This window comes from Ligilactobacillus cholophilus, from assembly GCF_030389495.1.
Taxonomy (GTDB): domain Bacteria; phylum Bacillota; class Bacilli; order Lactobacillales; family Lactobacillaceae; genus Ligilactobacillus; species Ligilactobacillus cholophilus.
This window is the reverse complement of the sequence record NZ_CP127832.1, coordinates 984,273-1,010,058: the sequence shown is the minus strand read 5'-3', so window position 1 is coordinate 1,010,058 and position 25,786 is coordinate 984,273. Positions and strand designations below refer to the sequence as shown.

The 25,786-nt window shown below is 30.6% G+C and carries 21 protein-coding genes; 15 read left to right on the top strand and 6 right to left on the bottom strand.

Going from position 1 to position 25,786, the window contains the following annotated elements:
- Positions 1-6 precede the first annotated feature (6 nt).
- The 4 genes from QPK35_RS05310 (at position 7) to QPK35_RS05295 (ending at position 4,898) form a co-directional block, all read left to right on the top strand.
- Positions 7-1,749, top strand: a complete 1,743-nt coding sequence (locus tag QPK35_RS05310) for an ABC transporter ATP-binding protein (protein ID WP_290032941.1) — start codon at positions 7-9, stop codon at positions 1,747-1,749.
- Positions 1,742-3,580, top strand: a complete 1,839-nt coding sequence (locus QPK35_RS05305; protein ID WP_353851760.1) for an ABC transporter ATP-binding protein — start codon at positions 1,742-1,744, stop codon at positions 3,578-3,580. Before QPK35_RS05310 ends, QPK35_RS05305 begins: the two co-directional genes overlap by 8 nt.
- 11 nt (positions 3,581-3,591) lie before the next feature.
- Complete coding sequence (locus tag QPK35_RS05300; RefSeq protein WP_290032940.1) at positions 3,592-4,452, top strand: hypothetical protein; 861 nt, start codon at positions 3,592-3,594, stop codon at positions 4,450-4,452.
- Positions 4,453-4,598: 146 nt separating this feature from the next.
- Positions 4,599-4,898 (top strand): hypothetical protein, encoded by a 300-nt coding sequence (locus QPK35_RS05295; protein WP_290032939.1) that lies wholly within the window; start codon positions 4,599-4,601, stop codon positions 4,896-4,898.
- Positions 4,899-4,942: 44 nt separating this feature from the next.
- On the opposite strand, the gene QPK35_RS05290 is transcribed toward QPK35_RS05295, so the two are convergent.
- Complete coding sequence (locus QPK35_RS05290) at positions 4,943-6,178, bottom strand: aminopeptidase (RefSeq protein ID WP_290034244.1); 1,236 nt, start codon at positions 6,176-6,178, stop codon at positions 4,943-4,945.
- Between the two features lie 83 nt (positions 6,179-6,261).
- On the opposite strand from QPK35_RS05290, the gene wecB reads away from it, so the two are divergent.
- Positions 6,262-7,401 (top strand): non-hydrolyzing UDP-N-acetylglucosamine 2-epimerase, encoded by a 1,140-nt coding sequence (wecB, locus tag QPK35_RS05285; RefSeq protein ID WP_290032938.1) that lies wholly within the window; start codon positions 6,262-6,264, stop codon positions 7,399-7,401.
- 39 nt (positions 7,402-7,440) lie between these two features.
- Here the strand turns inward: wecB and QPK35_RS05280 are convergent, their stop codons facing one another.
- From QPK35_RS05280 to QPK35_RS05270, 3 genes are all read right to left on the bottom strand, one after another.
- Entirely contained in the window at positions 7,441-10,269 is a 2,829-nt protein-coding gene (locus tag QPK35_RS05280; protein ID WP_290032937.1) for a YfhO family protein, read from the bottom strand.
- Between the two features lie 76 nt (positions 10,270-10,345).
- Complete coding sequence (locus tag QPK35_RS05275; protein WP_290032936.1) at positions 10,346-11,278, bottom strand: glycosyltransferase family 2 protein; 933 nt, start codon at positions 11,276-11,278, stop codon at positions 10,346-10,348.
- Between the two features lie 6 nt (positions 11,279-11,284).
- The gene (locus QPK35_RS05270) at positions 11,285-11,737 is read right to left on the bottom strand and encodes a flavodoxin (RefSeq protein ID WP_290032935.1); all 453 of its coding nucleotides are present in this window, start codon (positions 11,735-11,737) and stop codon (positions 11,285-11,287) included.
- A 144-nt stretch (positions 11,738-11,881) separates the two neighbouring features.
- On the opposite strand from QPK35_RS05270, the gene map reads away from it, so the two are divergent.
- The 3 genes from map (at position 11,882) to QPK35_RS05255 (ending at position 14,826) form a co-directional block, all read left to right on the top strand.
- Positions 11,882-12,676: a type I methionyl aminopeptidase gene (gene map / locus QPK35_RS05265; protein WP_290032934.1), complete on the top strand. Its 795-nt coding sequence runs from the start codon at positions 11,882-11,884 to the stop codon at positions 12,674-12,676.
- Between the two features lie 227 nt (positions 12,677-12,903).
- Entirely contained in the window at positions 12,904-13,776 is an 873-nt protein-coding gene (gene galU / locus QPK35_RS05260) for a UTP--glucose-1-phosphate uridylyltransferase GalU (protein WP_290032933.1), read from the top strand.
- A gap of 141 nt (positions 13,777-13,917) precedes the next feature.
- Positions 13,918-14,826: a YihY/virulence factor BrkB family protein gene (locus QPK35_RS05255; protein ID WP_290032932.1), complete on the top strand. Its 909-nt coding sequence runs from the start codon at positions 13,918-13,920 to the stop codon at positions 14,824-14,826.
- 25 nt (positions 14,827-14,851) lie between these two features.
- Here QPK35_RS05255 and recX read toward each other — a convergent pair whose 3' ends face one another.
- A complete protein-coding gene (gene recX, locus QPK35_RS05250; protein WP_290032931.1) occupies positions 14,852-15,649 on the bottom strand; it encodes a recombination regulator RecX in 798 nt (265 codons plus the stop codon).
- Between the two features lie 91 nt (positions 15,650-15,740).
- On the opposite strand from recX, the gene rlmD reads away from it, so the two are divergent.
- The 7 genes from rlmD (at position 15,741) to QPK35_RS05215 (ending at position 24,323) form a co-directional block, all read left to right on the top strand.
- On the top strand, positions 15,741-17,120 hold the full coding sequence (gene rlmD / locus QPK35_RS05245; RefSeq protein WP_290032930.1) for a 23S rRNA (uracil(1939)-C(5))-methyltransferase RlmD: 1,380 nt from the start codon (positions 15,741-15,743) through the stop codon (positions 17,118-17,120).
- On the top strand, positions 17,098-18,264 hold the full coding sequence (locus QPK35_RS05240) for a serine hydrolase domain-containing protein (RefSeq protein ID WP_290032929.1): 1,167 nt from the start codon (positions 17,098-17,100) through the stop codon (positions 18,262-18,264). Before rlmD ends, QPK35_RS05240 begins: the two co-directional genes overlap by 23 nt.
- An 80-nt stretch (positions 18,265-18,344) precedes the next feature.
- Positions 18,345-18,890, top strand: coding sequence for a nucleoside tri-diphosphate phosphatase (ntdP, locus tag QPK35_RS05235; protein ID WP_290032928.1), 546 nt, complete (start codon positions 18,345-18,347; stop codon positions 18,888-18,890).
- Between the two features lie 99 nt (positions 18,891-18,989).
- Positions 18,990-20,129, top strand: coding sequence for an AI-2E family transporter (locus QPK35_RS05230; RefSeq protein WP_290032927.1), 1,140 nt, complete (start codon positions 18,990-18,992; stop codon positions 20,127-20,129).
- A gap of 78 nt (positions 20,130-20,207) precedes the next feature.
- Positions 20,208-21,242 (top strand): NAD(P)H-dependent glycerol-3-phosphate dehydrogenase, encoded by a 1,035-nt coding sequence (locus QPK35_RS05225; protein ID WP_290032925.1) that lies wholly within the window; start codon positions 20,208-20,210, stop codon positions 21,240-21,242.
- Positions 21,243-21,402: 160 nt separating this feature from the next.
- Positions 21,403-22,722: an ATP-binding cassette domain-containing protein gene (locus tag QPK35_RS05220; RefSeq protein ID WP_290032924.1), complete on the top strand. Its 1,320-nt coding sequence runs from the start codon at positions 21,403-21,405 to the stop codon at positions 22,720-22,722.
- 23 nt (positions 22,723-22,745) lie between these two features.
- Complete coding sequence (locus tag QPK35_RS05215) at positions 22,746-24,323, top strand: peptide chain release factor 3 (RefSeq protein ID WP_290034243.1); 1,578 nt, start codon at positions 22,746-22,748, stop codon at positions 24,321-24,323.
- Positions 24,324-24,368: 45 nt separating this feature from the next.
- On the opposite strand, the gene QPK35_RS05210 is transcribed toward QPK35_RS05215, so the two are convergent.
- Positions 24,369-25,640 carry a MucBP domain-containing protein gene (locus QPK35_RS05210; RefSeq protein WP_290032923.1) on the bottom strand — a complete coding sequence of 424 codons (1,272 nt, stop codon included), beginning with the start codon at positions 25,638-25,640 and terminating at the stop codon, positions 24,369-24,371.
- Positions 25,641-25,786: the final 146 nt, after the last annotated feature.

The window sequence follows — 25,786 nt, the reverse complement described above, 5'->3', positions numbered from 1 at the left end:
AATTGAATGAAAAAGATTTTAAAAAATCGTTTACCTATAAAAATGGTAATTGGAGCTGCGTTCTTTTTAGCAATCCAAGTTGTAAGTACATTATATTTACCAATGTTAACTTCTGACATTGTTAATAATGGGATTGCATTGGGGGATATTAATTATATTTGGAAAATCGGAATTGAGATGTTGATTTGTTCACTTATTAGTGTTGCAGCTGCTGTTTTTAATAGTTATTTTTCAGCAAAAGGCTCACAAAAATTAGGACAAAATTTACGAAGTGATGTATACCGTAAAGTCATTAATTATTCACATGATGAAATGGAACAAATTGGAACATCATCATTAGTAACACGTACAACAAATGATATTATGCAAGTTCAAAACGTTGCTTTAATGTTTATGCGAATTATGATGATGGCGCCAATGATGTTAATTGTAGCAAGTATTTTAGCGTATAAAAAGAGTCCTACATTAACATTGATTTTTGTAATTGTGTTACCAATTATTGCAATTATCATGGCAATCGTTATTCGACTTGCAGGGCCATTGTTTGGGGCAATGCAACAAAAACTAGATAAAGTTAATGTTGTATTTCGTGAAGGGTTAACAGGTGTACGTGTTATTCGTGCATTTAGACAAGATGATTTAGAACAAGAAAGATTTGATGAAGTAAATAAAGATTATACACGTAATGCTGTTAAAGTATATAACATTACAGGAATTATGATGCCTTTGATGACAGTAATTATGAGTATGACTAATGTTGGAATTACTTTGTGGGGAAGCCATTTGGTTTCATTTCAAGTAATTGAAGTTGGTAATATGATAGCTTTTATTACATATGCTTCGCAAATTTTAATGAGTTTTGTAATGCTTTCTATGGTATTTGTATTTGTACCACGTGCACAAGCTTCAGCAAAACGGTTAAATCAAGTGCTTGAACTAACTACAACAATCAAAGACGCTGATAATCCAGTTCGAATTACAGACAAACCATCAGCTTTAGAATTTGATCATGTTGATTATCGTTATGTAGATGCAAAAAAAGATTCCTTAGATGGAATTAATTTTAAAATGAAAGCTGGTCAAACACTTGCTATTATTGGAGGAACAGGTTCAGGTAAGTCAACCCTAGTTAATTTAATTCCAAGATTTTATGATGCTACAAAAGGTCAAGTAAAAATTAATGATGTAAATGTTAAAGATTGTACTTTACATGATGTTCATCAAGCAGTTTCTTTTGTTCCACAAAAAGCTAACTTATTTACCGGAACATTACGTGAAAATATGCAATATGGAAAACAAGATGCTACAGACGAAGAAATTTGGCATGCACTAGATATTGCACAAGCTAGCGATTTTGTTAAAGAATTAGATGGTCAGCTTGATGCACATGTTGAACAAGGCGGAGCCAACTTCTCCGGAGGACAAAGACAACGTCTAGCAATTGCACGTGCTTTAGTAAAAGAAGCATCAGTTTATGTCTTTGATGATTCTTTCTCAGCTTTAGACTTTAAGACCGATGCTAAATTACGTCAGGCATTGAAGAAAGATGAAAAAATTAAAAAGCATGTTGTTGTAATTGTGGGACAACGAGTTTCAACAGTAGCAGATGCAGATTTAATTGTAGTATTAGATAAAGGAAATATGGTGGGAGTAGGTACTCATCAAGAATTATTGAAAAACAATGAGATTTATAAAGCAATTGTAAACTCTCAAATTCGTGAAGCAAAAGAAGGTGTAGAAAATGCATAAAAAACCAATGGGAAAACCAGTTGAAAAAGCACAAAACTTCTGGGGAACAACTTGGCGTTTATTAAAGTATATGAAGAATCAGCTATTTGCAATTATCCTTGTGATGGTCGTTGCAATTACAGCTCAAATTTTGCAAATTAATACACCAAAAATCTTAGGTGAAGCAACTACTGCAATTTTCGAAGGTGTTATGAAAGGTACCGCGATGGAAAAAGCAGGAATTGCCATGCAACATTGGCCAATCGATTTTGAAAAAATTGGTCATATTTTATTGATTGTTTCATTGATGTATATTGGTTCTGCAGTTTTAACATTTATTCAACGTATTATTATGAACTATATGTCTCAACGGACTGTTTATAATATGCGAAAGCAAATGAAGTATAAAATGAAAACTGTGCCAGTTAGTTACTACGATACACACTCAAATGGTGATATTATCAGTCGTGCTATCAATGATATGGACAATATTTCATCAACTTTACAACAAAGCTTAATGCAATTAGTTACATCTGTAGTTCAAATTGTTGGGACATTATGGTTAATGCTTACAATCAGTTGGAAATTAACATTAATTATTGTTTTAACAGTTCCTTTAAGTATGATTGCAGTTGGTTTTATTGCACCAACTTCACAAAAGAATTTTGGAAAACAACAAAAACATTTAGGTTTACTAAATAATCAAGTTGAAGAGAATTATGCTGGTCAAAATGTGATTAAAAGTTTTAATCGTGAAAATCAAACAATTGAAAAATTTGAAGAAGAAAATGAAAAACTTTATCAAGCATCATGGAAAGCACAAATGGCTTCAGGTATTATGATGCCAATCATGGCTTTTATTAGTAATTTGAGTTATGTAGCGGTTGCAATTGTAGGAGGAATGGAAGTAACTCATGGTCAAATTTCATTAGGTAATGTTCAAGCTATGCTACAATATACAACTAGTTTTTCACAACCGATTTCTCAATTGGCTAACTTGGCAAATACTATTCAATTAACAATTGCCTCTGCAGAACGTGTTTTTCAGGTTTTAGATGAAAAAGATATGACTGATGACCCATCAGGCTTACCAGTAGAGGATAATCCAAAGGGATTGATTGAATTTCAACATGTCAAATTTGGTTATGATGATGCTCCAATTTTAATGGAAGATTATAACTTAACTGTTAAAAAAGGAGAGATGACGGCTATTGTTGGGCCAACTGGTGCTGGTAAAACAACAATTATTAATTTATTAGAACGCTTTTACGATATTAAGGGTGGTTCAATTAGATTGAATGGTAAAGATACACGTGATATGAAACGTGAAGAATTACGTTCACATTTTGCAATGGTGTTACAAGATACTTGGCTTTTCTCAGGTACTATTTGGGAAAATCTAAAATATGGACGTGAAGATGCTACTGATGAAGAAATTTTAGCTGCTGCAAAGGCTGCTCATGTTGATGATTTTGTTGAACAACTTCCACAAGGTTATCAAACTGTATTGGATGAATCAGCTTCAAATATTTCACAAGGGCAAAGACAGCTATTAACCATTGCACGTGCATTTGTTGCTAATCCTGAAATTTTAATTTTGGATGAAGCAACTTCAAGTGTTGATACACGAACAGAAATACAAATTCAACATGCAATGAATAAACTACTAGAAAATCGTACAAGTTTTGTTGTTGCACACCGTTTATCAACAATTCAAGATGCAAACCAAATTATTGTAATGAATCACGGTTCAATTGTGGAAACAGGGACACATGCAAATCTATTAAAGAAAAATGGATTTTATGCTGATCTATATAATTCACAATTTGAAGGAAATGTATCAATGGATTAGGAGTGGATAACATGCGTAAAAAAACGATAAGTCTTTTAGCCATTGCTAGCGGTTGTATATTATTTTTATCTGGATGCTCAAATACAAAGATTGAAACTTCAAAGCAAGAATATCAAGTTGATGGAATGACGGCTGTTGTTAAAGGAAAAACAGATAGTAACAATACATTAACTTATCAAATTGATGGTGGTAAAAAGCATCAATTACAAATAAAAAATCGTGAGTTTGTATTTCAAGTTCCGGGAAAAGATAAAAATCAAAAAGTAAAATTAACTGCTAAACATGGTAGTCAAACGACAACTAAAGTTGTTACAGTAAAGAAACAAGAGCCTTTATCAAAGAACTATCAAGAAGTTTGTGAAAAATTTGGACAAACAATTTCAATGAGTCAGTTATCTCAATCGGAACTTGAAGTTTTGCAAAAAGCTAAAAATATTGATACTCAAAATCAAAGTGAAGTAATTAAGAATCAAGATGTTTTAAGACAGGCCAAAGAGATTCAAACAAAGATTGCTAAGAGTGGATCGAATAGTATAAGTTTAAAGAAGAATGCTAGTGGAATCACTAATTTGATCAAAAATCAAACTTTTACTTTAAGAGCAAATATTCAATCAAATCAATTGATTAGTGCAACAATAATTGTGCCAACATCAAACTTGAAAAATAAAGATAAAGCTAAACAGTTTGGAACAGTATTTGTTGCATTTAGCCAAGCTATTGGCGCAAATGGTAAAGAAGTGATGGAAGAATTTGAGAAAGAAACGAAGAGTCAAAATAATTCACAAACTACCTCAAAGACAATTAAAAATCATGGAGTAACATATTCAGTTGGTTTTTCAAAAACAGATTTGTATATTTATATTACAAAATAAATAAAAAAGCTATGTTTAGGAACATAGCTTTTTTATTATAAGTGGTTTTAATTAATTACTTATGAACCACCACTAAATCTTTGAATCATAATGTCAGATCAGTTATATTTTAGAATGTAATCACACAATTGGGAGGATAAGTGTTCATGAGTGATTCAAGTATTAAAAAAATTGAAAATCGAGAAGATAAAGAAAAAACATGGAAAATAACAAATGAGAAGAATAATCATTATATTATAATCGTATTTTCTAAGACATTGGAAGACGATATGAAAAAGAATAGTCGATCATTTGAAAGACTTCAAATTGAACAGATAAACGAAATTTTAAAAATAATCAGTGATTTGGAACATGATTATATTTTAAAAATTAATAGGGGAAATATTGGGAAAGCTAATATGCCATTGCCTATAGAAAAAATAAAAAGAATGATAGAGGTAATTTAAAAAAAGGGCCACAGATTAATTATTTAATCTGTGGCCCTTTTAAGTTATACCCAATCGCCATTACGAAAAACAGGGATAATTGTACCATCTTTCTTTATTCCATCAATATTCATTTCTTGTGATCCCATCATAAAATCAACATGAGTTTGACTAAAATTAATTCCCTTTTCTTTTAATTCTTTATCGCTCATTGTTGTTCCATTTTTTATGTTAAATGGATAAGCTGCGCCTAAAGCAAGATGATCACTAGCGTTTTCATCAAATAAAGTATTAAAGAATGTAATTCCTGACTGAGAAATTGGTGAAGGATCTGGAACTAAAGAAACTTCACCTAATGATTTTGCACCTTCATCTATGCTTAGCAAGTGTTCAAGGACTTTTTGGCCTCTTTTTGCTGTAGCTTTTATTACTTTACCGTTTTTAAATGTAAATTTCATATCTTCAATTATTGTTCCAGCATAACTAAGAGGTTTTGTAGAGGTAACATAGCCATCTATTCTTCGACAATCAGGTGCAGTAAAACATTCTTCTGTTGGCATGTTAGCAACAAATTTAGTTCCTGATGCGGCAAAGCTACTTCCACCTTCCCATACATGATTTTCAGGAAGGCCTACTGTTAAGTCAGTGATAGAAGAATGATAATGTAAAGCAGAAAATTGTTCACGATTTAACCAATCTTCCTTAGCATGTAAGTTTGCGTCATGCTTTTGCCATGCGTTAATTGGATCGTCTTGGTCTAAGCGACATGTTTTAAAAATTTCTTCCCATAAACGATCAACAGCAGATTGCCCATGAAGATTTGGAAAAACCTTTTCTGCCCATTTTAAGCTAGCTGCACCAACAACTGTCCATGTTAGATCATTATTTTGAGTAGCTTTACGAACAGGCATTAATGCTTTTCCATTTGCAGCTTGATATGCAGCAACTCTTTTTTGATCAATTGAACTAAATGCATCAGGATCTTCAGAAAGAACTGAAATACGACAACAACGATTTTCTGCAATATATTTTGCTTCTTCTTTTTTAAAATTAGGAATATTATTTAAATTTTCTTCGCTTGCATGTTTTAAGAATTCTTGTTGAGAGAAGATATCACTCCATTTGATTATTACATTTCCTGCACCAGCTTGATATGCTTCTTTAACAATTAAATGTGCTAGTTTTTGTTGTTCAATATTTATATATAAGATTACAGTTTGATCCTTTTGCACATTTACTCCAATTCTTACTATTAATTCGGCATATTTTTTTAATTTTTTATCGAAATCTTCCATATCTATATTTAAAACCCTTCATTGATGTATTAATATTAATATATATCATAGCATATTAAATTAATTTTAATGAAATGGAGAAGGTACATATGAAAAAAATCAAGATCATGACTGTTTTTGGTACTCGACCTGAAGCAATTAAGATGGCTCCTTTAGTACTTGAATTACAAAAACATCCTGAAATTACGGCTGTTACTACTGTTACAGCTCAACACCGTGAGATGCTTGACCAAGTACTTGATATCTTTAAAATTACACCAGATTATGATTTGAATATTATGCATGGTGGGCAAACTTTAACAGATATTACTGTAGAAGTTTTAAGTCAATTACGTGAAGTTTTACAAAAAGAAAAACCAGATATGATTTTGACTCATGGAGATACAACTACAACTTTTGCAGCTAGTTTAGCAGCATTTTATGAAAAAATTGCTGTAGGACATGTTGAAGCGGGATTAAGAACTTGGAACAAATATTCTCCATATCCTGAAGAAATGAATCGTCAAATGACTGATGATTTAACAGATTTATATTTTGCTCCAACAAATCAAAGTAAGCAAAATCTATTGAAAGAAAATCATCCTAAAGATAAGATTTTCGTTACTGGTAATACTGCAATTGATGCTTTGAAACAAACTGTCCATGAAAGTTATCATCATGACGTATTGGATGAAATTAATCCAGATAATAAAGTTATTTTGGTTACAATGCATCGACGTGAAAATCAAGGTGAACCAATGCACCGTGTATTTAAAGCAATTCGACAAATTGTAGATGAAGAACCTAATGTGGAAGTAATTTACCCAGTGCATTTAAGTCCAGCAGTTCAAAAAGCTGCTCATGAAGAATTAGGTGATGACCCAAGAATTCATTTAATTTCTCCATTAGACGTTGTAGATTTCCATAATTTAGCAGCAAAAAGTAACTTCATTATGACTGATTCAGGTGGCGTTCAAGAAGAAGCTCCTGCATTAGGAAAACCTGTTTTAGTACTAAGAGATACAACAGAACGTCCAGAAGGAATTGAAGCAGGTACATTAAAATTAGTTGGCACAAATCCAGACGATGTAAAGAAATGGATGAAGCTACTCTTAGAAGATCAAAAGGTTTATGATGAAATGAGTAATGCTAAAAATCCATATGGTGATGGAAAAGCATCTGAACGAATTGTTGAAGCAATTAAATATTATTTTGGACTTACAACAGAAAAGCCAAATGAATTTAAGTAAATAAAAAGAGACTTTGATTAATTCAAAGTCTCTTTTTATTTACTTATTAAGTCTAATTTGTCTTATTATAAAACAAATCATGCTAATACATAATCCTAATGAAGATATGATTATTCCCAATAAAAGTCCAGGTGTTTGATATTTGAAAATTATTTTATGGCTACCAGCTTTTAATTTAATTCCTAAAAATGCTTGGTTTGTACGTAATACTTTAACTGAATGACCATCTACAGTTGCACTCCAACCGCTTGAATATGGAATTGAAGAAGTTAAAATTCCATCATGTGAAACGTTAATAGTACCTTTAAATCCAGAATTAGTATAAGTAGCATTTTTTAATTTGTTCTGTTGAATTTTTCTAACTTGTTGCTCATATTTTTGATTTAAAGGTTCAGCAACAACATTTAGTTTGAAAGAATAATTTCCAAGTTCTTTTAAGTTTAATTTGATTGAACTTGGAATTTGATTTTCAAAGTAACCTAAATTAATAGTTCCATTTTTTACAGTTTTGAAAAATGATAAGATGTACGGCTTAGGTTGTTTTATACTTTCTGTACCTAAATTAGTTGTTGTTTGAATAGTAAAACCTGAATTTGGAGTTCCATTTAAAATATTTTTACGCCAAAACTTGTAAGTATTAACTGCTGCATCCTTATTTAAAAAACCATTACTTAGTTGATGATCAGAATTACTTTGTTGAAGATTAACCTGTTGCATTAAGCTTAATGGGGTATAGTTAATATTTTCAAATTCTAAATGTAATTCACAATTTTTAAGAGCAGCTTTTTGTGTTGCATTTAAATTCTTTTTATCAATTACAATTTGATATGATTCATTTGGATCAAGTTGTTGTAATTTGTTTGGATTAATAATATTTCCATTACTAGAGATTATTTTATATGGTATTGAGAATATCTGATTTTTTACACTTGCTTTAGGCAAGTTAGTCTTTTCGTTGACTAAAACGCCATCAGCTAAAGCTCTTTCTTTCTCGGTAGGAGAAAGCTTACTATATGATTTAGAAGTAAATACTTGATCTTGGAAATATACTAATGGGAAAGCATTTTCTGTTGTATATCGTAAAATTTGCTTATTTGTATATGTATTTTGTCTATCAGCGGCATCTACAAAATAATTTCCTGGTATTTTTTTTGCGTTTGGCTGATTACTTTGAACAAATAAATATTTTACTCCTAAAAAGTTATTGATAATACTACGATCATTAAATTGGCGTAGGGGATAATTAGCTTCAAATTGAATATTTTGCATTGAATTTGCAAATTTTCCAAGGTACTTATTCTGAATAGAATAATATGAAGAAATATCATTAACTTTTGGATTCCAACAGTTTAGATAACGATAGTCATTTCCTAATACTTGATTTTGACTAATAGTAGAAGTTCGATATGAATTATCATTATCTAGATTATTAGTTAAGTTACCAAATTCAGCTTTAGTTATTTTATTATAACTTCCTTGAGGAAGCATCTCACTAGCGTATCCGCCATCATAAGGAGCTTCAAAATAAATAGCATTAAAAATTACGTTTAAAAGAATTGTTATGAACATTATTTTACGATTATTTGCAGGATGGAAACGATAAAGCAAAATAATCACGATCAAGCTAATTAAAAGAAATACAACTGGAACAAATAGTTTTTCGTTGTTTTGAAATAAGTAATCAACAGCAATATATGTTAAGTATATTCCACATGCAATAACAAAAACTTTAATTGTTTTAGAAGATAAAACATCTAAGTTTTCAACTAAAATTGCACAACTTAAAGAAATCGGCAAACAAAGCATTAAGGTCCAACGATTAGAAGGAGACATAAAACCATTAAAAAATGCTGCACAGGCTGGTATCAAAAGCATAATGAAGCCTAAAATAAAACTTGAGTTAATTATTGGATATTTTTTTAAATGCATTAATGTATATATAATGCCAAAGAAGGCGATACTTGCAAAACCTAAGGCACTCCAGAAATAAAAATCGCGATTGCCTCCATTGATTAGTTGGCCAGGTAAATTTAAATAGTAATAAAGCGGATATAATGTGAGTCCATTTGCAAACTTACTTCCTGCACGTGTTGAATCATGAACAGCGATTATTTCTGGAATTAATAAAATTGCTGCATTTAATAGAGCTAAAATAGTAGCCCAAGCAAGTTTGGCGAATAATTGTAAACGTTTTGGTGTAACATTTTGTTTCCAAATTAATCGGAGTATTAAATAAATAACTGCACCTAAACCTAAAATATACGCAAAATAAAAGTTATTAATAAGCATCCATGTGAATGTTAGCATTAATGGCCAAGCTGAAAAACCTTGGATTACACGTTCAAGATTGACAATTAGTATTGGGAAAATAATAAAAGGGAGAGAGAACAAAGGTTGTGAAATATTTGAGTAAAGTAAAAATGCATTGAATAAATATACTAATGAACCGCATATAATTGATACTTTCTTAAAATTAAAATGATTTGCACACCAACAAAAAGCTAACCCTGCACAGTATAAACGTAAAATAATTGCAATTTCATATGCAAGAATAATTTTACTAGCAGGAAAGAGTAATGAAATATACGCAAAAACATCTCCTAATAGATAGTAGGATAATATTTGAAATTTATCGCTTCCAACTCCTAAATGAAATGACCATGTATCAAATGAAGGATGGTGCAAAAATGCCAATACACTTTCTCGAAAATCAGCTAATAGTGGTAAATGCTGATTGGCACCATCAATATACCAAATTAATGAATGGCCAGTTACAAAATAAGTTCCATATACAAAAAATGCCACTAATGTAAATGTCAAAGTATAATTCAAATATAAATGTTTATTATTTTTTACTGAAAAATGCACAAAAAAATCCTCCCTTATATTCGTTATTATTTTACTCTAAAATTACTAATAACAAAAATATAGGAGAGGTTTTTAATTATTTTTTCTCTTTTAAAATGTAGACAGGACGTTTTTTTACTTCCATAAATATTTTTCCAATATATTTACCAACAATACCTAAACATAGAAGTTGAATACCACCAATAAATAGGAAGATACATACAAGTGATGCCCATCCAAATGCAGAGCCACCATATAAAAGCTTGCGAATAATAACAAAAATGATACCAATTACAGAGCAAACTGAAGAAAATAATCCAACATATGAAGCAATATCAAGTGGAGTTTGTGAAAATGAAACAATACCATCGATTGAATACTTTAATAAACTCCAAAAGTTCCAACTAGTTTTACCTGCTACACGTTCTTGATTAGTATATTCTAAATATTTTGTTCGAAAACCTACCCAACTAAAGATTCCCTTAGAAAAGCGGTTATATTCGCTCATTGAAAGAATTGCATCTACCATTTGACGTGTCATTAAGCGATAATCGCGCGCCCCATCAACAATTTCTGTATCTGAAATTTTATTAATTAATTTGTAAAACATGTGAGCGAAAAATGAACGAATTGGTGGTTCACCTTTCCGATTTACACGGCGTGTACCAACACAATCATAATCGCCACTTTCAATATAACTCAACATTTTAGGTAATAATTCTGGAGGATCTTGTAGATCAACATCCATTACAGCTACATAATCGCCAGTAGCTTGTTGTAATCCACAGTATAGGCCAGCTTCTTTACCAAAATTTCTTGAAAATGAAGCATAGTGGACATGATCAGGGTCTTTAGCTTGTAAAGCTCTAAGTTCTTTTAAAGTATTGTCCTTTGAACCGTCATCAATAAACCAATACTCTAAATCAATATCTTTTAATTTTGGAGCAACTTTTTCAACTGCTTCATAAAATAATGGAATTGATTCTTCTTCACAATAACAAGGGACAATAATGGATAAGGTTTTTGACATAATAAATTATTCCTCCAATTTTGAAACTAATTCATCTGCAAAAGTATCTAAAGTTGCAATATCTTCATCCGTATCAGGAGAAAGATTTATTTTTACATCTTTAGTTCCTTGAGTAGCTCCTGCTTCACGCAATACACGACTAAATTCATCTACTGCCGTACAGTAATATTCGCCATAAAAAGTATCCCCTGAACCTGCAACGCCATAAATTTTATTAGTTAAATCTACTTCTTTAAGATCTTCAAAAAAGTCCATTCCTTCATCTGGAAGATTTCCTTCATCATATGTATATGGACATACAATGCAAAGATCGGCATCTTCAAAATCACTAACATCTGCTTGTGAAATTTCATCTACTTGAACGTCGATTCCTTTATCTTCAAGATTTTCCGCAATGATATCAGCAATATCCTCGTTATTGCCGGTGATTGTTGCGAAAACAATTTCAGCTTTTGCCAAAGTAATTGCTCCTTTCTCAAAAAATTCGTTACTATTATATCAAATTTTTAAGCGTGAGAATACAAAAATCGTAGGAATTTAACTAATATCAATGTTTTAGGGTATAATAGTAACGATATAAATTTATTAGGAGGAATAATATAAATGATTACTCTAAAATCACCACGAGAAATTAAAGAAATGGCAATTTCGGGTGCAATTTTAGCAGGGATGCATATTGGTTTGCGTGATATTATCAAGCCAGGTGTTTCAAGTTGGGAAGTTGAAAAATTTGCATGTAAATATTTTAAAGAGCATGATGCAATTCCAGAGCAAATTGGATTTGAAGGCTACAAATATGCAACATGCGTAAGTGTAAATGATGAAATTTGTCATGCATTTCCACGTAAAGATTTAATTTTCAAAGAAGGAGATCTTGTAAAAGTTGATACTGTAGTTAATTACCACGGTGCAATGAGTGATTCTTGTTGGAGTTACGCAGTTGGAAAGCCTTCAGAAGAAGTTGAACATTTAATGGAAGTAACCAAAAAAGCTTTATACTTAGGAATTGATCAAGCTCAAGTTGGGAATCGATTAGGAGATATTGGTTACGCTATCCAACATTATACTGAAGATCTAAATGGTTTTGGTGATGTACGTGAATTTGTTGGGCACGGAATTGGACCTACAATGCATGAATCACCTAATGTCCCTCATTATGGCGAAAAAGGTAAGGGGATTAGATTACGCGAAGGAATGACAATTACAATTGAACCTATGATCAATACAGGAACATGGCAATCTGTAATGGATGATCCTAATGGATGGACTGCAAGAACTGCAGATGGTGGGTTATCATGTCAATATGAACATACAATTGTAATTACAAAAGATGGTCCTAAAATTTTAACTTCACAAGATCCATCTATGGACGAAAAATATTTATACAAATTTAAATAAGGGTTTAGAGCTAATTGTTTACTAGGTAAAAAGCCTGAATGTTTGTAATAAAAAGAATTATATAATGTAAATAAAAATTAATTTACGGATTTAGCTTTGTTTAAATAAGTAAATCCTTACATTAAGTTTAGAATTAACTTGTAAAAAGGTGATTTACTGATATAATTAGTCTAGATATTAATTATCTTTTTGAAAGATATATACCATTATAGATAAGGGGTATAACGATGAAAGTTAGAAAAGCTGTTATTCCTGCGGCTGGTTTAGGTACTCGTTTTTTACCAGCTACAAAGGCTTTAGCTAAGGAAATGTTCCCGATTATTGATAAACCAACAATTCAATATATTGTTGAAGAAGCTCGTAAATCAGGAATTGAAGACATTTTAGTAGTAACTGGAAAGGGTAAGCGACCAATTGAAGATCACTTTGACTCTGTTCCAGAATTAGAACAAAATCTTACTGCAAAGGGTAAAACAGGTTTATTGAAATTAGTTCAACAAACAACAGATATTAATTTATACTTTATTCGTCAATCACATCCACGTGGTTTAGGTGATGCGGTATTAATGGCAAAAGATTTTGTTGGTAACGAACCATTTGTTGTTATGTTAGGTGACGACATTATGGAAGATAAGGTTCCATTGACTAAGCAATTAATTGATCGTTATGAAGAAACACATGCATCAACACTTGCTGTAATGAAAGTTCCTCATGATGAAGTTGATAAATATGGAATTATTGATCCTGTAACAGAAACAAAACCAGGATTGTTTGATGTTAACCAATTTGTAGAAAAACCAGATGTAGATAAAGCTCCATCAGATTTAGCTATTATTGGTCGTTATTTATTAACACCTGAAATTTTTGATATGTTAGAAACACAAAAACCAGGTGCAGGTAATGAAATTCAATTAACTGACGCTATTGATCGTTTAAACCAAATTCAACGTGTTTTTGCACATGAATTTAAAGGCGAACGTTTCGATGTTGGTTACAAATTTGGTTACTTAAAGACTTCAATTCAATTTGGATTGAAACATCCAGAAGTAAGTGCTGAGTTAAAAGATTATATTAAAGAGTTAGCAAAGAAACTTAATTAATAAAAAAGCTGCAATACTTGCAGCTTTTTTTATGCCCAAAAATATTGTAATAAAAATTTAAAATTAAATTTATTAATTTAGTGGTTAAATATATATATGCGTGTTTTTTTACGTAGTACATATTGAAGGAATTAAGTATTTATGAAAAAAATAGGGCACAAATTCAATGTCTTTTTTAAATCTATTTTAAATAAAACGATACAAGGTGATATTTTTAATACTGCAATTATAGCTACTTACTATGTTTTGTTAACAATTGTACCAATTGTAATCTTTATTGGAAATATATTACCAATCATGCATATTAATGCAACAAAAATCATGCCATATTTAAACGTTGCATTGCCAGAACCAATATATAATTTCTTAGGACCAATAGTTCAAAAATTTTTAACACATGGTTCTGGAGGAATAGCATCTTTTTCTATGTTATTTACAATTTGGGCAGGAAGCCGTGGAATCAATGCTTTGAAGCGATCAATGAATCAAATTTTCGGAGTGGGAGATTCGCAAGACTTTATAGCAACAACAATTTTATCTTTATTAATTACTTTAAGTTTTGGTGCATTACTAGTAATTATTTTTGTTATTTATAGTTTTGGTCAGATCGTGCTAGAATATTTAACAACAGTATTTAAGTTGCCACTGACATATTTGGAAGTGTTCATGAAATATCGTTGGTCAGTTACTTTTATTATCATTTTTGTAATTTTATGTTTATTGTACATAGTATTACCAAATGTCAAAGTTCACTGGCTATCTGTTTGGCCTGGAGCTTTAATTGCAGCTTTAGGATGGATGGCATTAACTGGGATTTTTACTATTTATGTTAAATATTTTGCATATCGTGTTTTAAGTTATGGTGCACTTGGCACATTCTTAGTATTGTTATTCTGGATGAATTTTTCTAACCAAATTATATTATTTGGTTCAATAATTAATGCGTTTATTGAAGAACATCGATACGGAAAAGTTGTTCCCAAAGAGCATAAATTAGGTAAAAAGATTTATCATCGAATTCATAAAAAACGAATTACAAATAAAAAATAGCTATGAATATATTCATAGCTATTTTTTATTCAAGATTCTGATGTTCATCAATAAAATGATTTATATCATCAATGTTAAATCCCTTTCGATATAAGGCTGCTTTAACTTTTTGATTACGTTCTAATGAAGAGTATTTGCGATAACGATTAAAAAGTTTTTCTCCATTTTTTTGCAATTGAATTTGCTCATTTGAATTATCTTTTTCAAGATTAACTTTTGTCAAAGCATCATTGATAACATCTGTAGAAAAACCTTTAACTAAAAGACTTTTTTTTATTTTTTGAATTTTATTTTTAAAGGCTTCATTTCGGTATTTTTGAGCTAATTTATTAATTAAATGAATAACATTTTCCAGTTGATTTTCAAGGGTGAATTGTAAGAGAGCAGTGTCAATGTCATTCTCTAAAATACCTTTTTTACGTAGTTGTTGTTGAATGACTTTAGGACCTTTTTCAGATGTTTTAGCCATGGTTCGAGTATAACTTTTAGCATATTCTAGATCATTAATTAATTTTTGTTCACGTAATTTTTTAAGTGTTGGTTCAATTTCATAATCAGAAAAATCTTTTTTATATAAATAATCAATGATTTCCTTTTCTGTACGTAATTGATATGATAAATAATTTAATGCTTGGTTATAGGCTTTTGAAACTTTTTCAGCATTTGTAATGCCTTCAATTTCTTCTTTAGTAATTTCTTGTCCCTTATGTAATTGAAAATTAATTAATACTTCTTCACTAACCGGAAAACGATATTGTCCATCGATGAAAATATTATAGCGACCTTTACGTTTTTGAGCTTGAATTGATGTTATTGTACTCATATTTACCCCTTTCTCAAAAAATATTGTATATCTTATTATAACAGTAAAGCCTAAAATGCTATAATTGTAGATATTTTAATAGGAGGAAATCATGCCAGATAAAAGAAAAAATGTTCAAGTTAAAATTAATAAATTAGTTAAATTAAAAATTAAAAAGTTAGGAATTAATGGGGAAGGGATTGCTTACTATCAACGAAAGATTGTGTTTGTTGAGGGAGCACTTCCTGATGAAATAGTTCAAGTAAAGATTATAACGGTAAAGCCTAAATATTTAATTGGAAAATTAGTAAAAATTTTAAGAAAAAGTCCAGATCGTGTGTCTCCCAAGGATAAGTATAATGTTGGGGGAATTGAATTAGAGCATTTATCATATAAAAAACAACTTGAGTTTAAAAAAGATATTATTAAACAAGCATTAAATAAGTTTAAGCCGACTGGATATCAAGATTTTGAAATTAAAGATACAATTGGAATGGATTATCCATATGAATATCGCAATAAATTGCAATTTCAAATTCGTAAAATGGAAAATGGGACGATAAAAGCAGGATTATATCGACCAAATTCTCATTATTTGGTCGATTTACCTGATTTTAGCACACAAATGCCTTTATCGATGATTATAATTCGATCTATTGTAAAATTGTTACAAAAATGGAATGTTTCGATTTATGATGAAAAGAAAAATTCTGGAAATTTAAAAACAGTTGTTATTCGACAATCAAGTGCATTTGACGAAATTCAAGTTACTTTCATAACGAATCAAACCAATTTTCCTCAAAAAAATCAATTGATTATGGATTTACAGCAAAAATATCCACAAATTGTTTCAATTATGCAAAATATAAATCCTGGTAGAGGTTCATTAGTTTGGGGAGATGAAACAATTAAATTAGCTGGAAAAACTTATATTCGTGAAAAATTAGGAGATGTTGAATTTAAACTATCTGCACGTGCTTTTTTCCAATTAAATCCACTTCAAACAATTAAGCTCTATGACCAAGTAAAGCAAGCATTAGCATTATCTCCCAATGAAAACTTAGTTGATGCTTATTGTGGTGTAGGAACCATTGGATTATATGTAGGTAAAAATGCTAAAGAAATTCGTGGAATGGATATTATTCCAGAAGCAATTGAGGATGCAAGAACAAATGCTAAGTTGTCGGAAAGAAAAAACGCATTTTATGAAGTAGGAACTGCAGAAAAATGGGTTACAAAGTGGGGTAAAGAGGGATTTAAAACAGATGCATTAGTTGTTGATCCCCCAAGAACCGGATTAGATGATACTTTACTTGATACAATCCACAATTTTAAACCTGAAAAATTTGTTTATGTTTCATGTAATCCCTCAACATTAGCTCGTGATTTAGTATCTTTAGTAAAAGATTATGATGTGGAATATATTCAATCAATTGATATGTTTCCTCAAACAGCAAGGTGTGAAGCAATTGTTAAATTTAAGAAAAAATAAATGGGTAATTAGTATTATAATTATTGCTTTTTCAATTATATTTACTAGTAGTTCTGTAACAGAAGTCAAAGCTGCTAGTTTAAGTACAGTCCAATTACATTCTTTTGATGAAAATGTTAATGAAATTAAAGGAACTGAACTTGAAAAGAATTTAAATAAGCAGGTTAAGAAACGACATTTTATTGGAACAGTAACACTTATAAAGAATGGAAGATTAGTTTATCAACAAGGCTTTGGTTACGCTAATCGTGCAAAAGGTCTTAAAAATTCAGGAAGAACAACTTTTCAAATTGCTTCAATTCAAAAGGGAATAACCGCAATGATGTTAAAAAAAGTTGCAATTAAATATAAATTTTCACTTGATACACCATTAAGTCATTTTTATCCACAAATAAAAAATGCAGATAAAGTTACATTAAGGAATTTGTTAACAATGACTTCGGGAATTTTGTCAGAGCCATTACCTAATAAAGAAATGACTGATAAACAATTTTTGGATTATACAGTTAAAAATACCCACATAGTTGAATCACATATTGGAAATATCCAGTATCAACCAGTTAATTTTGTGCTTTTATCAGGTATTATCCAAAAAGTAACTCACCAAAGTTATTATGAATATTTTAAAAAAGCAATTCAAAAACCATTGAATTTGAAAAATACTTATTTTTTTCAAGATATGAAAAAACATGAATTTCAACAGGCACAAGGTTATCATTTTAGTGAAGTATCACCATATCGCATATATAATGAACCGATAAGTGGATATACTAATCAGTTAGGCACGGGAAACTTATTTATGTCAAATGGTGATTTGTATCGAACATTAAGAGCCTTTTTAACTGCAAAAATTTTATCTCCTGAACAAACAGCAAATTTATATTCAACAGGAAAAACAAAATCTGATTATGAAGCTGGTCTATATCCATTAAATAAAAAAATTCCTGGATTACTTGGCAATCAATATCAAGGATATCATTTTCATGGAGCAGAATTTGGCTTTGAAACAGTTGGTGATATTTCAAAAGACGGGCAAACTGCAGTGATTTTTGCTTCTAATTCTGCTAATCGACCTGCCGGAAATAATTATAAATTGGATGTTCCAATTTATAAAAAATTAATAGATGATGACAAAATTTTTTAGGAATTTTGATTAAACTTTGGTATAATATTCGTGATGATTCGGTGTAAAATACACCTGTGTTTATAGAAAGCAGGTTAAATATGCGTCATTCAAAAGGCCCTAAAGAAGGCGAGTTTATTACCATAAAAAGTTATAAACACGACGGTAGTTTACATCGAACATGGCGTGATACTATGGTACTTAAAACTAGTGATAATGCTATTATTGGTTGTAACGATCACACTTTAGTTACAGAAGCTGATGGGCGTAGATGGGTGACTCGAGAACCGGCCTTAATTTATTTTCACAAACATTATTGGTTTAACATTGTAACAATGATTCGCGATAATGGAGTTTCATACTATTGTAATTTAGCCTCACCATCAATTATGGACCGTGAAGCTTTGAAATATATCGATTATGATTTAGATGTAAAAGTTTTTCCAAATGGTGAAAAAAGGCTTTTGGATGTAGATGAATATGAAGAACATGGCAAAAAATGGCATTACTCTAAGGAAATCGATAAAATTTTGAAACATAATGTACTTACCTTAGTTGATTGGATCAATAATGGAAAAGGTCCATTTTCAAAAGAGTATGTTGAAATTTGGTATAATAGGTACCTAGAGTTGTCGCGCCGACAGTAGTAAATACCGGTTTATAACTCTAAAAAGGCTGCGACAGTTGATTCGCAGCCTTTTTTTTAACAAAATATGTCTTATTAGCATTTACATAGGAGGATTTTTATGTTTTTTAATGAGCAACGTAAACGGAAGTTGATGTTTTGGTCAGCTGAATTACTTTTGTTAGCAGCACTTGTTTTAGTGTTTACAAAAATTCAATTTGTTTTTAGCCCAGTGTTTACGTTCTTTCAGACTTTATTTGCACCTTTTTTATTAGCTGGATTTTTGTTTTATTTGTTAAATCCTTTAGTAAATTTATTAACAAAAATAAAGTATAAAAAGTTTAAGGTAAATCGTTTAGCTGCAATTGCAATGGTATTTATATTTTTGATTTCAATTTTAGGAATAATAATTTCATTTTTTATTCCGCATCTGATTGAACAAATTAAATCTCTTGTAGTTGGATTACCAGGGTATTTGCATGAGTTACAACAATTCTTAACGAATTTATTTAATAATTCGCATATTGAATGGTTACAAAAAATTGATTTGCATACATATATGAACAAATTTGAAGGGTCATTAACCTCAATGATTAAAAACTTTATTTTATCATTGACAACATCAATTGGCTCAGTAATTGGAACGATTACTAATGTTACTGTGACGATTGTAACAGTTCCTTTTATTCTTTTTTATATGTTAAAAGATGGAGAAAAACTCGCACCAACAATTGAACGTGCATTTCCAGAACGAAACCGAAGCAAAGTGTCAAGTTTATTACATGATTTGAGCTATACTCTTTCACGTTATATTTCAGGACAAATGATTGAATGTTTATTTGTTGGGACATTTTCTGCAATCGGATATAGTCTTACGGGAATCCCATATGCTTTATTAGTTGGTTTATTTGCTGGTATTACTAATATTATTCCTTACTTAGGACCATATATAGGATTAATGCCAGCATTATTCCTAGCTTTTTCAAAATCCTTCTCAACTGTAATTTGGGTAGTAGTTGTTTGCATTGTAGTCCAACAACTTGATGGAAATTTAGTATATCCAAATGTGATTGGTAAATCATTAAATTTACATCCACTAACAATAATTATTATATTATTAGTTGCAGGTAATATTGCTGGATTATTAGGTATGATTTTAGGTGTTCCATTATACGCAGTTTCAAAAGTTGTAGTAAAATTTGTTTATAACATCGCAAAAATTAAAGATACATCAGAAAATTCCAAAGAAGATACTAAATAATGGTCTTTATGATTGCTCAATATTAATTTTTGTGATAACTTTAACAGTGAATTATATCGAATAGATAGGATGAGTGATATGTCAAAAAAAATTGCAGTTTTAGGTGCAGGTTCATGGGGAAGTATTTTAGCTAGTGTACTTGTACAAAATGGTAATGAAGTAGTACTTTGGACTATTGATGAAGAACAAGTCAAAGAATTAAATGAAAAGCATACAAATGAACATTATATTCATGATTATACATATCCAGAAGAATTGAAAACAACGCTTGATTTAAAAGAAGCAGTTGATGGTGCTGATTTTATTTTGTTTGCAATTCCTACAAAAGTTATTCGTTCAGTTGCTCAACAAGTAGTTGAAGTACTTAAGCAATTAGATATTAAACCAATTTTAATTCATGCAAGTAAAGGATTAGAATTAGGTACGCATAAGCGCTTATCACAAGTTATAACAGAAGAAATACCAGAACAATATCGTTCTGGAATGGTAGTATTCTCAGGCCCAAGTCATGCTGAAGAAGTTGCTAATAAGGATATCACATTAATTACAGCAGCATGTGAAGATATTGAATGTGCTCGTGCAGTTCAAGATATTTTTATGAACAATTATCTAAGAATTTATACTAATACAGATGTTGTTGGTGTAGAAGTTGGTGGAGCATTTAAGAATATTATCGCAATTGGTGCTGGTATTTTACATGGCTTAAATTATGGTGATGATGCTAAAGCAGCTCTTATGACACGTGGTTTAGCAGAAATCAGTCGTTTAGGTGTAGCAATGGGAGCAGATCCAGCAACATTTATGGGATTAAGTGGTGTTGGTGACTTAATTGTTACATGTACTAGTGTTCATTCTCGTAACTGGAGATGTGGTAATCAATTAGGTCAAGGCAAGAAGCTCGATGATATCATTGAAAATATGGGAATGGTAATTGAAGGAATTAACACTTGCAAGGCTGCATACGAAGTAGGTAACCAATTAAATCTTTGTTTACCAATTTGTAGTGCAATGTACAATGTGCTTTATAATGGTGCAAATATTCCTGAAGAAATTGAAAAATTAATGGAACGTCCAGGAAAATCAGAAATAGAAAATTATGGACATAAAGAATAATCATTAATTATTTTTATTAATTAAAGTAGAGGCTGTGGCAGAAGTCGCAGCCTCTATTATATTTAAGAGATGTTTATGATTTTATAGTAGTTGTAACCTTGAAAGAAATAATTTAATTTTGTAGTATTATTTTAGGATAAATCAATGATTAGGTGAAATAATGGGAAAATTAGAAATTAAATATATCACAAAAGAAATGCCTTTAATAACAGATAAAAAGGTTTCTAAAAAGGCAAAGAAAAAAGATGAAACACAACATCTTTGGATGTTACGTGGTGTTAATTTAAATATTAATGATGGTGAAGCAATTGGAGTTGTAGGTGCGAATGGGTCAGGAAAATCAACTTTAATGCGTATTATTGCCGGAAAAGAAGAGCAAACTACTGGTTTTATTACAAGCCGTTCGAAGATTACTTATGCTGGTACAAGAGATGTTTTAGATAATAGCTTAACTGGATTAGAAAATATTCGACAATCGATTCTAAAATCCGATATTGATGCGTTTAAAGGTGATCATATAATAAATGCCATTTTAAACTTTACAGAGTTAGGTGAATGGATTTATTGTCCAGTTAAAGCATATTCAACAGCACAATATGCACGATTATCAATTGGAATTGCATTATTCTTAGAGCCAGATTTAGTTTTGCTTGATAATGTGTTTGGCATTTTAGATCAATCATTTTATTTAAAAACTGCAAATAAGGTTCAAGAATTAAAAGATAAGGGAATATCTTTTATAATTTCGGATACTAAAAGTATTGTAATTGAAGGCTTTTGTGAACGTGCATTATGGTTACAATATGGTGAAGTGCAAGATTTTGGACCTACTCAATCAGTTGTACAACAATATAACTACTCATTAGATTGGTATAATGCTTTATCTCGACCAGAAAAGAATGATTTTATTGCTAAAAAGCAAAGAGAACAAATGGCATTCAATATTGACAGTGTATATGAAGAGTTTAAAATAGAATTATTCAAAAACGGATATACACGAAAAGATGAACCACGAATGCGTCAAGCATTTTTTGTTGATAAGGGAATTGATCCGGTATATCAAGATCAAATGGAGCAGCAAAAACCTAAAAAGAAAAAGAAACACAAATGGCCATGGATTTTATTTATGATTATTATTTTAATTAGCATAATTTTTGCATGTGGATATGTTTTAGCAAATCATAAACATAATAATAAACAACAGGCTGTTGCTGATTCCGTTGTTAAAGTCAGTTCAAGTTCAAAAAATAAAATGAGTAGTGTAGCTAAATTATCATCAAGTTCAGCAGTAAGTCAAAGTAGTACAAGTAGCTCTTCAAGCAAAGAAGAAACACAGACAATTTCTGTACAAGACGGAGAGACAATAGGTACTATTGCTGAAAAATATCAAACTACTGTACAAAAAATACAAGATTTAAATAACTTAGGATCGGAAACTGATGTAAAGCAAGGACAAACATTGGTTGTTCCTAAAAATTAAGAAGTGGATGGATAATTATTATGATGGATCAGAAGGAATTAACCCAAGAAATTAATAAAAGACGTACATTTGCAATTATTTCACACCCGGATGCAGGGAAAACAACAATAACTGAACAATTATTACTTTTTGGTGGTGTTGTACGTCAGGCCGGAACAGTAAAAGGTAAAAAGACAGGAAATTTTGCTAAATCAGATTGGATGGAAATTGAAAAGAAACGTGGAATTTCGGTAACTAGTTCTGTAATGCAATTTGATTATGCGGGAAAACGAATAAATATTCTAGATACACCTGGACACGAAGATTTTTCAGAAGATACTTATCGTACATTGATGGCAGTTGACTCTGCAGTTATGGTTATCGATTCTGCTAAAGGGATTGAACCACAGACAAAGAAATTATTCCAAATTTGTAAAATGAGAGGAATTCCTATCTTTACATTTATGAATAAATTAGATCGTGATGGACGAGAGCCATTAGATTTAATTGCTGAATTGGAAGAAACATTAGGAATTGAAGCATATCCAATGAATTGGCCAATTGGAATGGGTAAGGGATTAAAAGGACTTTATGACATTTATAACAATCGTGTTGAATTATATCAACGTGAAGATAAAAATGAACAATTTTTGAAATTAAATGAAAATGGAGATCTTGTTGAGCCTAATCCATTACAAGAAGAAAGTATTTTTCAGCAAGTTTTAGAAGAAGTCGATTTAATTAAAAATGCAGGTAACGAATTTGATGAACAAAAAATTGCAACAGGTGATTTAACGCCGGTATTTTTTGGATCAGCTTTAACAAATTTTGGAGTAAAGACTTTTCTTGATGCATATTTGAAATTTGCACCAGCACCATCAGCACATAAAACCCAAGATGGGGGATCAGTAGAACCTACACAAAAAGATTTCAGTGGTTTTATTTTTAAGATTCAAGCAAATATGAATCCTAATCATCGTGATCGAATTGCGTTTGTAAGAATTTGTTCAGGTGAATTTGACCGTGGAATGGATGTATTTTTAGAACGAACAGGAAAGAAAATACGGCTTTCAAATTCAACACAATTTATGGCTGATTCACGAGAAACAGTTGAAAATGCTGTTGCAGGAGATATTATCGGTTTATATGATACTGGTAATTTCCAAATTGGTGATACGATTTACACAGGAAAACAAAAAGTAAAATTTGAAAAATTACCTCAATTTACACCTGAATTATTTGTGAGAGTTTCACCAAAGAATGTTATGAAGCAGAAATCATACCATAAAGGAATTCAGCAATTAGTTCAAGAAGGGGCAGTTCAGCTATATAAAGCATATAGTACGGGAGATTATATTTTAGGTGCTGTAGGTCAATTACAATTTGAAGTATTTCAATTTAGAATGCAAAATGAATATAATTCAGAAGTTGTAATGACGCCAATGGGACATAAAATTGCGCGTTGGATCGATCCTGATCAACTAGATGAAAAAATGTCTAGTTCACGTAATATTTTAGTTAAGGATAGTAATGATGAACCTTTATTCTTATTTGAAAATGAATTCGCTGAACGATGGTTTGAAGATAAGTATCCAGACGTAAAATTAACTGCTAAATTATAATAAATAAAGGACTATGACATTTGTCATAGTCCTTTATTTATTATATTAGAAATGCTTGGCTTCTTGCTCTTGTGCAACTTTACGTTCAATATCTAAATCAAGGTATTGTCGAATTGTCCAACCACGATCATCGATTTTAAACCATTGCATGTCTCGACCACCTTGACGTTCAGTGATGGTAACGATTGATCCATCCTCTATTGAGTCAATTGGATCACCAAATGGTCGATCATATAAAGTTAATTTTTCTCCTGGTACAAAATCAATAATTGCTTGAACATTTAAGTCAATTGAAAATTGATATCCATCATTTGTACCAATTGAATATTGAGGTAATGAATCTACAAATTTCACTTTATCATAATCTTCTAAAATCCATAGATTACCACCTAAACAGTGCCATCTTTCACCATTTGTAAGATGGACAGATTCAAATACTTGCCATACGGTATCTTTAGCTAAAGTAATGTATGTATCATTACCTTTAGGAGCATCATAACCTGGTTGTGAAACTTTCATTTTTAAATATTTAACATTAAAATCGACTTCTTTCCAAGTTGCATCACGATAGTAGTAAGTTACAACTTGTTGTTTGTCAGTAAAGTTTCCTTTAACATTTCCCTCGGCACGTAGTAAGTTATATCCAATAAAGTCAGGTGGAGTTAATGCGTATTTTTCATCGACTTTTCCTGATACAAAGCGTGGTTTACCTAGCATATGTAGATCGTCAATGTCTTGACTAAATAACCAAATATTAGCTCCACTTTGACGGCGGTAGGTTAAAGTAATTGATCCATATGGTTCAACAAAAATAGAAGTAAAACCATTAATGTTAATTAAATCATAATGATCGAATTCTTTAAATTTAAAATTAATTGCTTCACCACGTTTACCAGAGATAATTTGTGGTGAGCTTAAACTTTGATGATTCTCATCTTGATAAATAATAATAATTGTCGAATCTTGATGAGTTGTTGCTTTTTTAAGTTCTTGCTGTAAAGAAGGTGTTTGATTTTCTTTACAATTTAGTTCTCTCTTTTCTGAAACTTCTACTGGAGATTCTAAATGTTCATTTGATGTATCAGATTTTGTATTATCAGACTTAGTCGGAGTGTCTTCAATTTCAACAGGAGATGATTGAAGATCTTTATTTTGGTCTGTGTTAGCATAATCCTTTTCATTTGAATGCTCATTTAAATTAGTTATTTGAAGTTCATTTTCTTCAGTTGAATTATCAATTGAAGTATGATGCATCCGTTTGCGATTAGCACGTCGTGTATTAAAGGAACGGATTTTTTTCATAAACTTAAATGCCATTATTTCACCTCCCAGTTAAATAACTTTTCTCTATAATTATAACGTAAAGTAAGCCGATTTTTAACATTAAATAATATAATTTTAAGAATTAATCAAAAAAGAAACCCCAACAATTATTATATTTTCGTGGAGTTTCTTAATTTTAA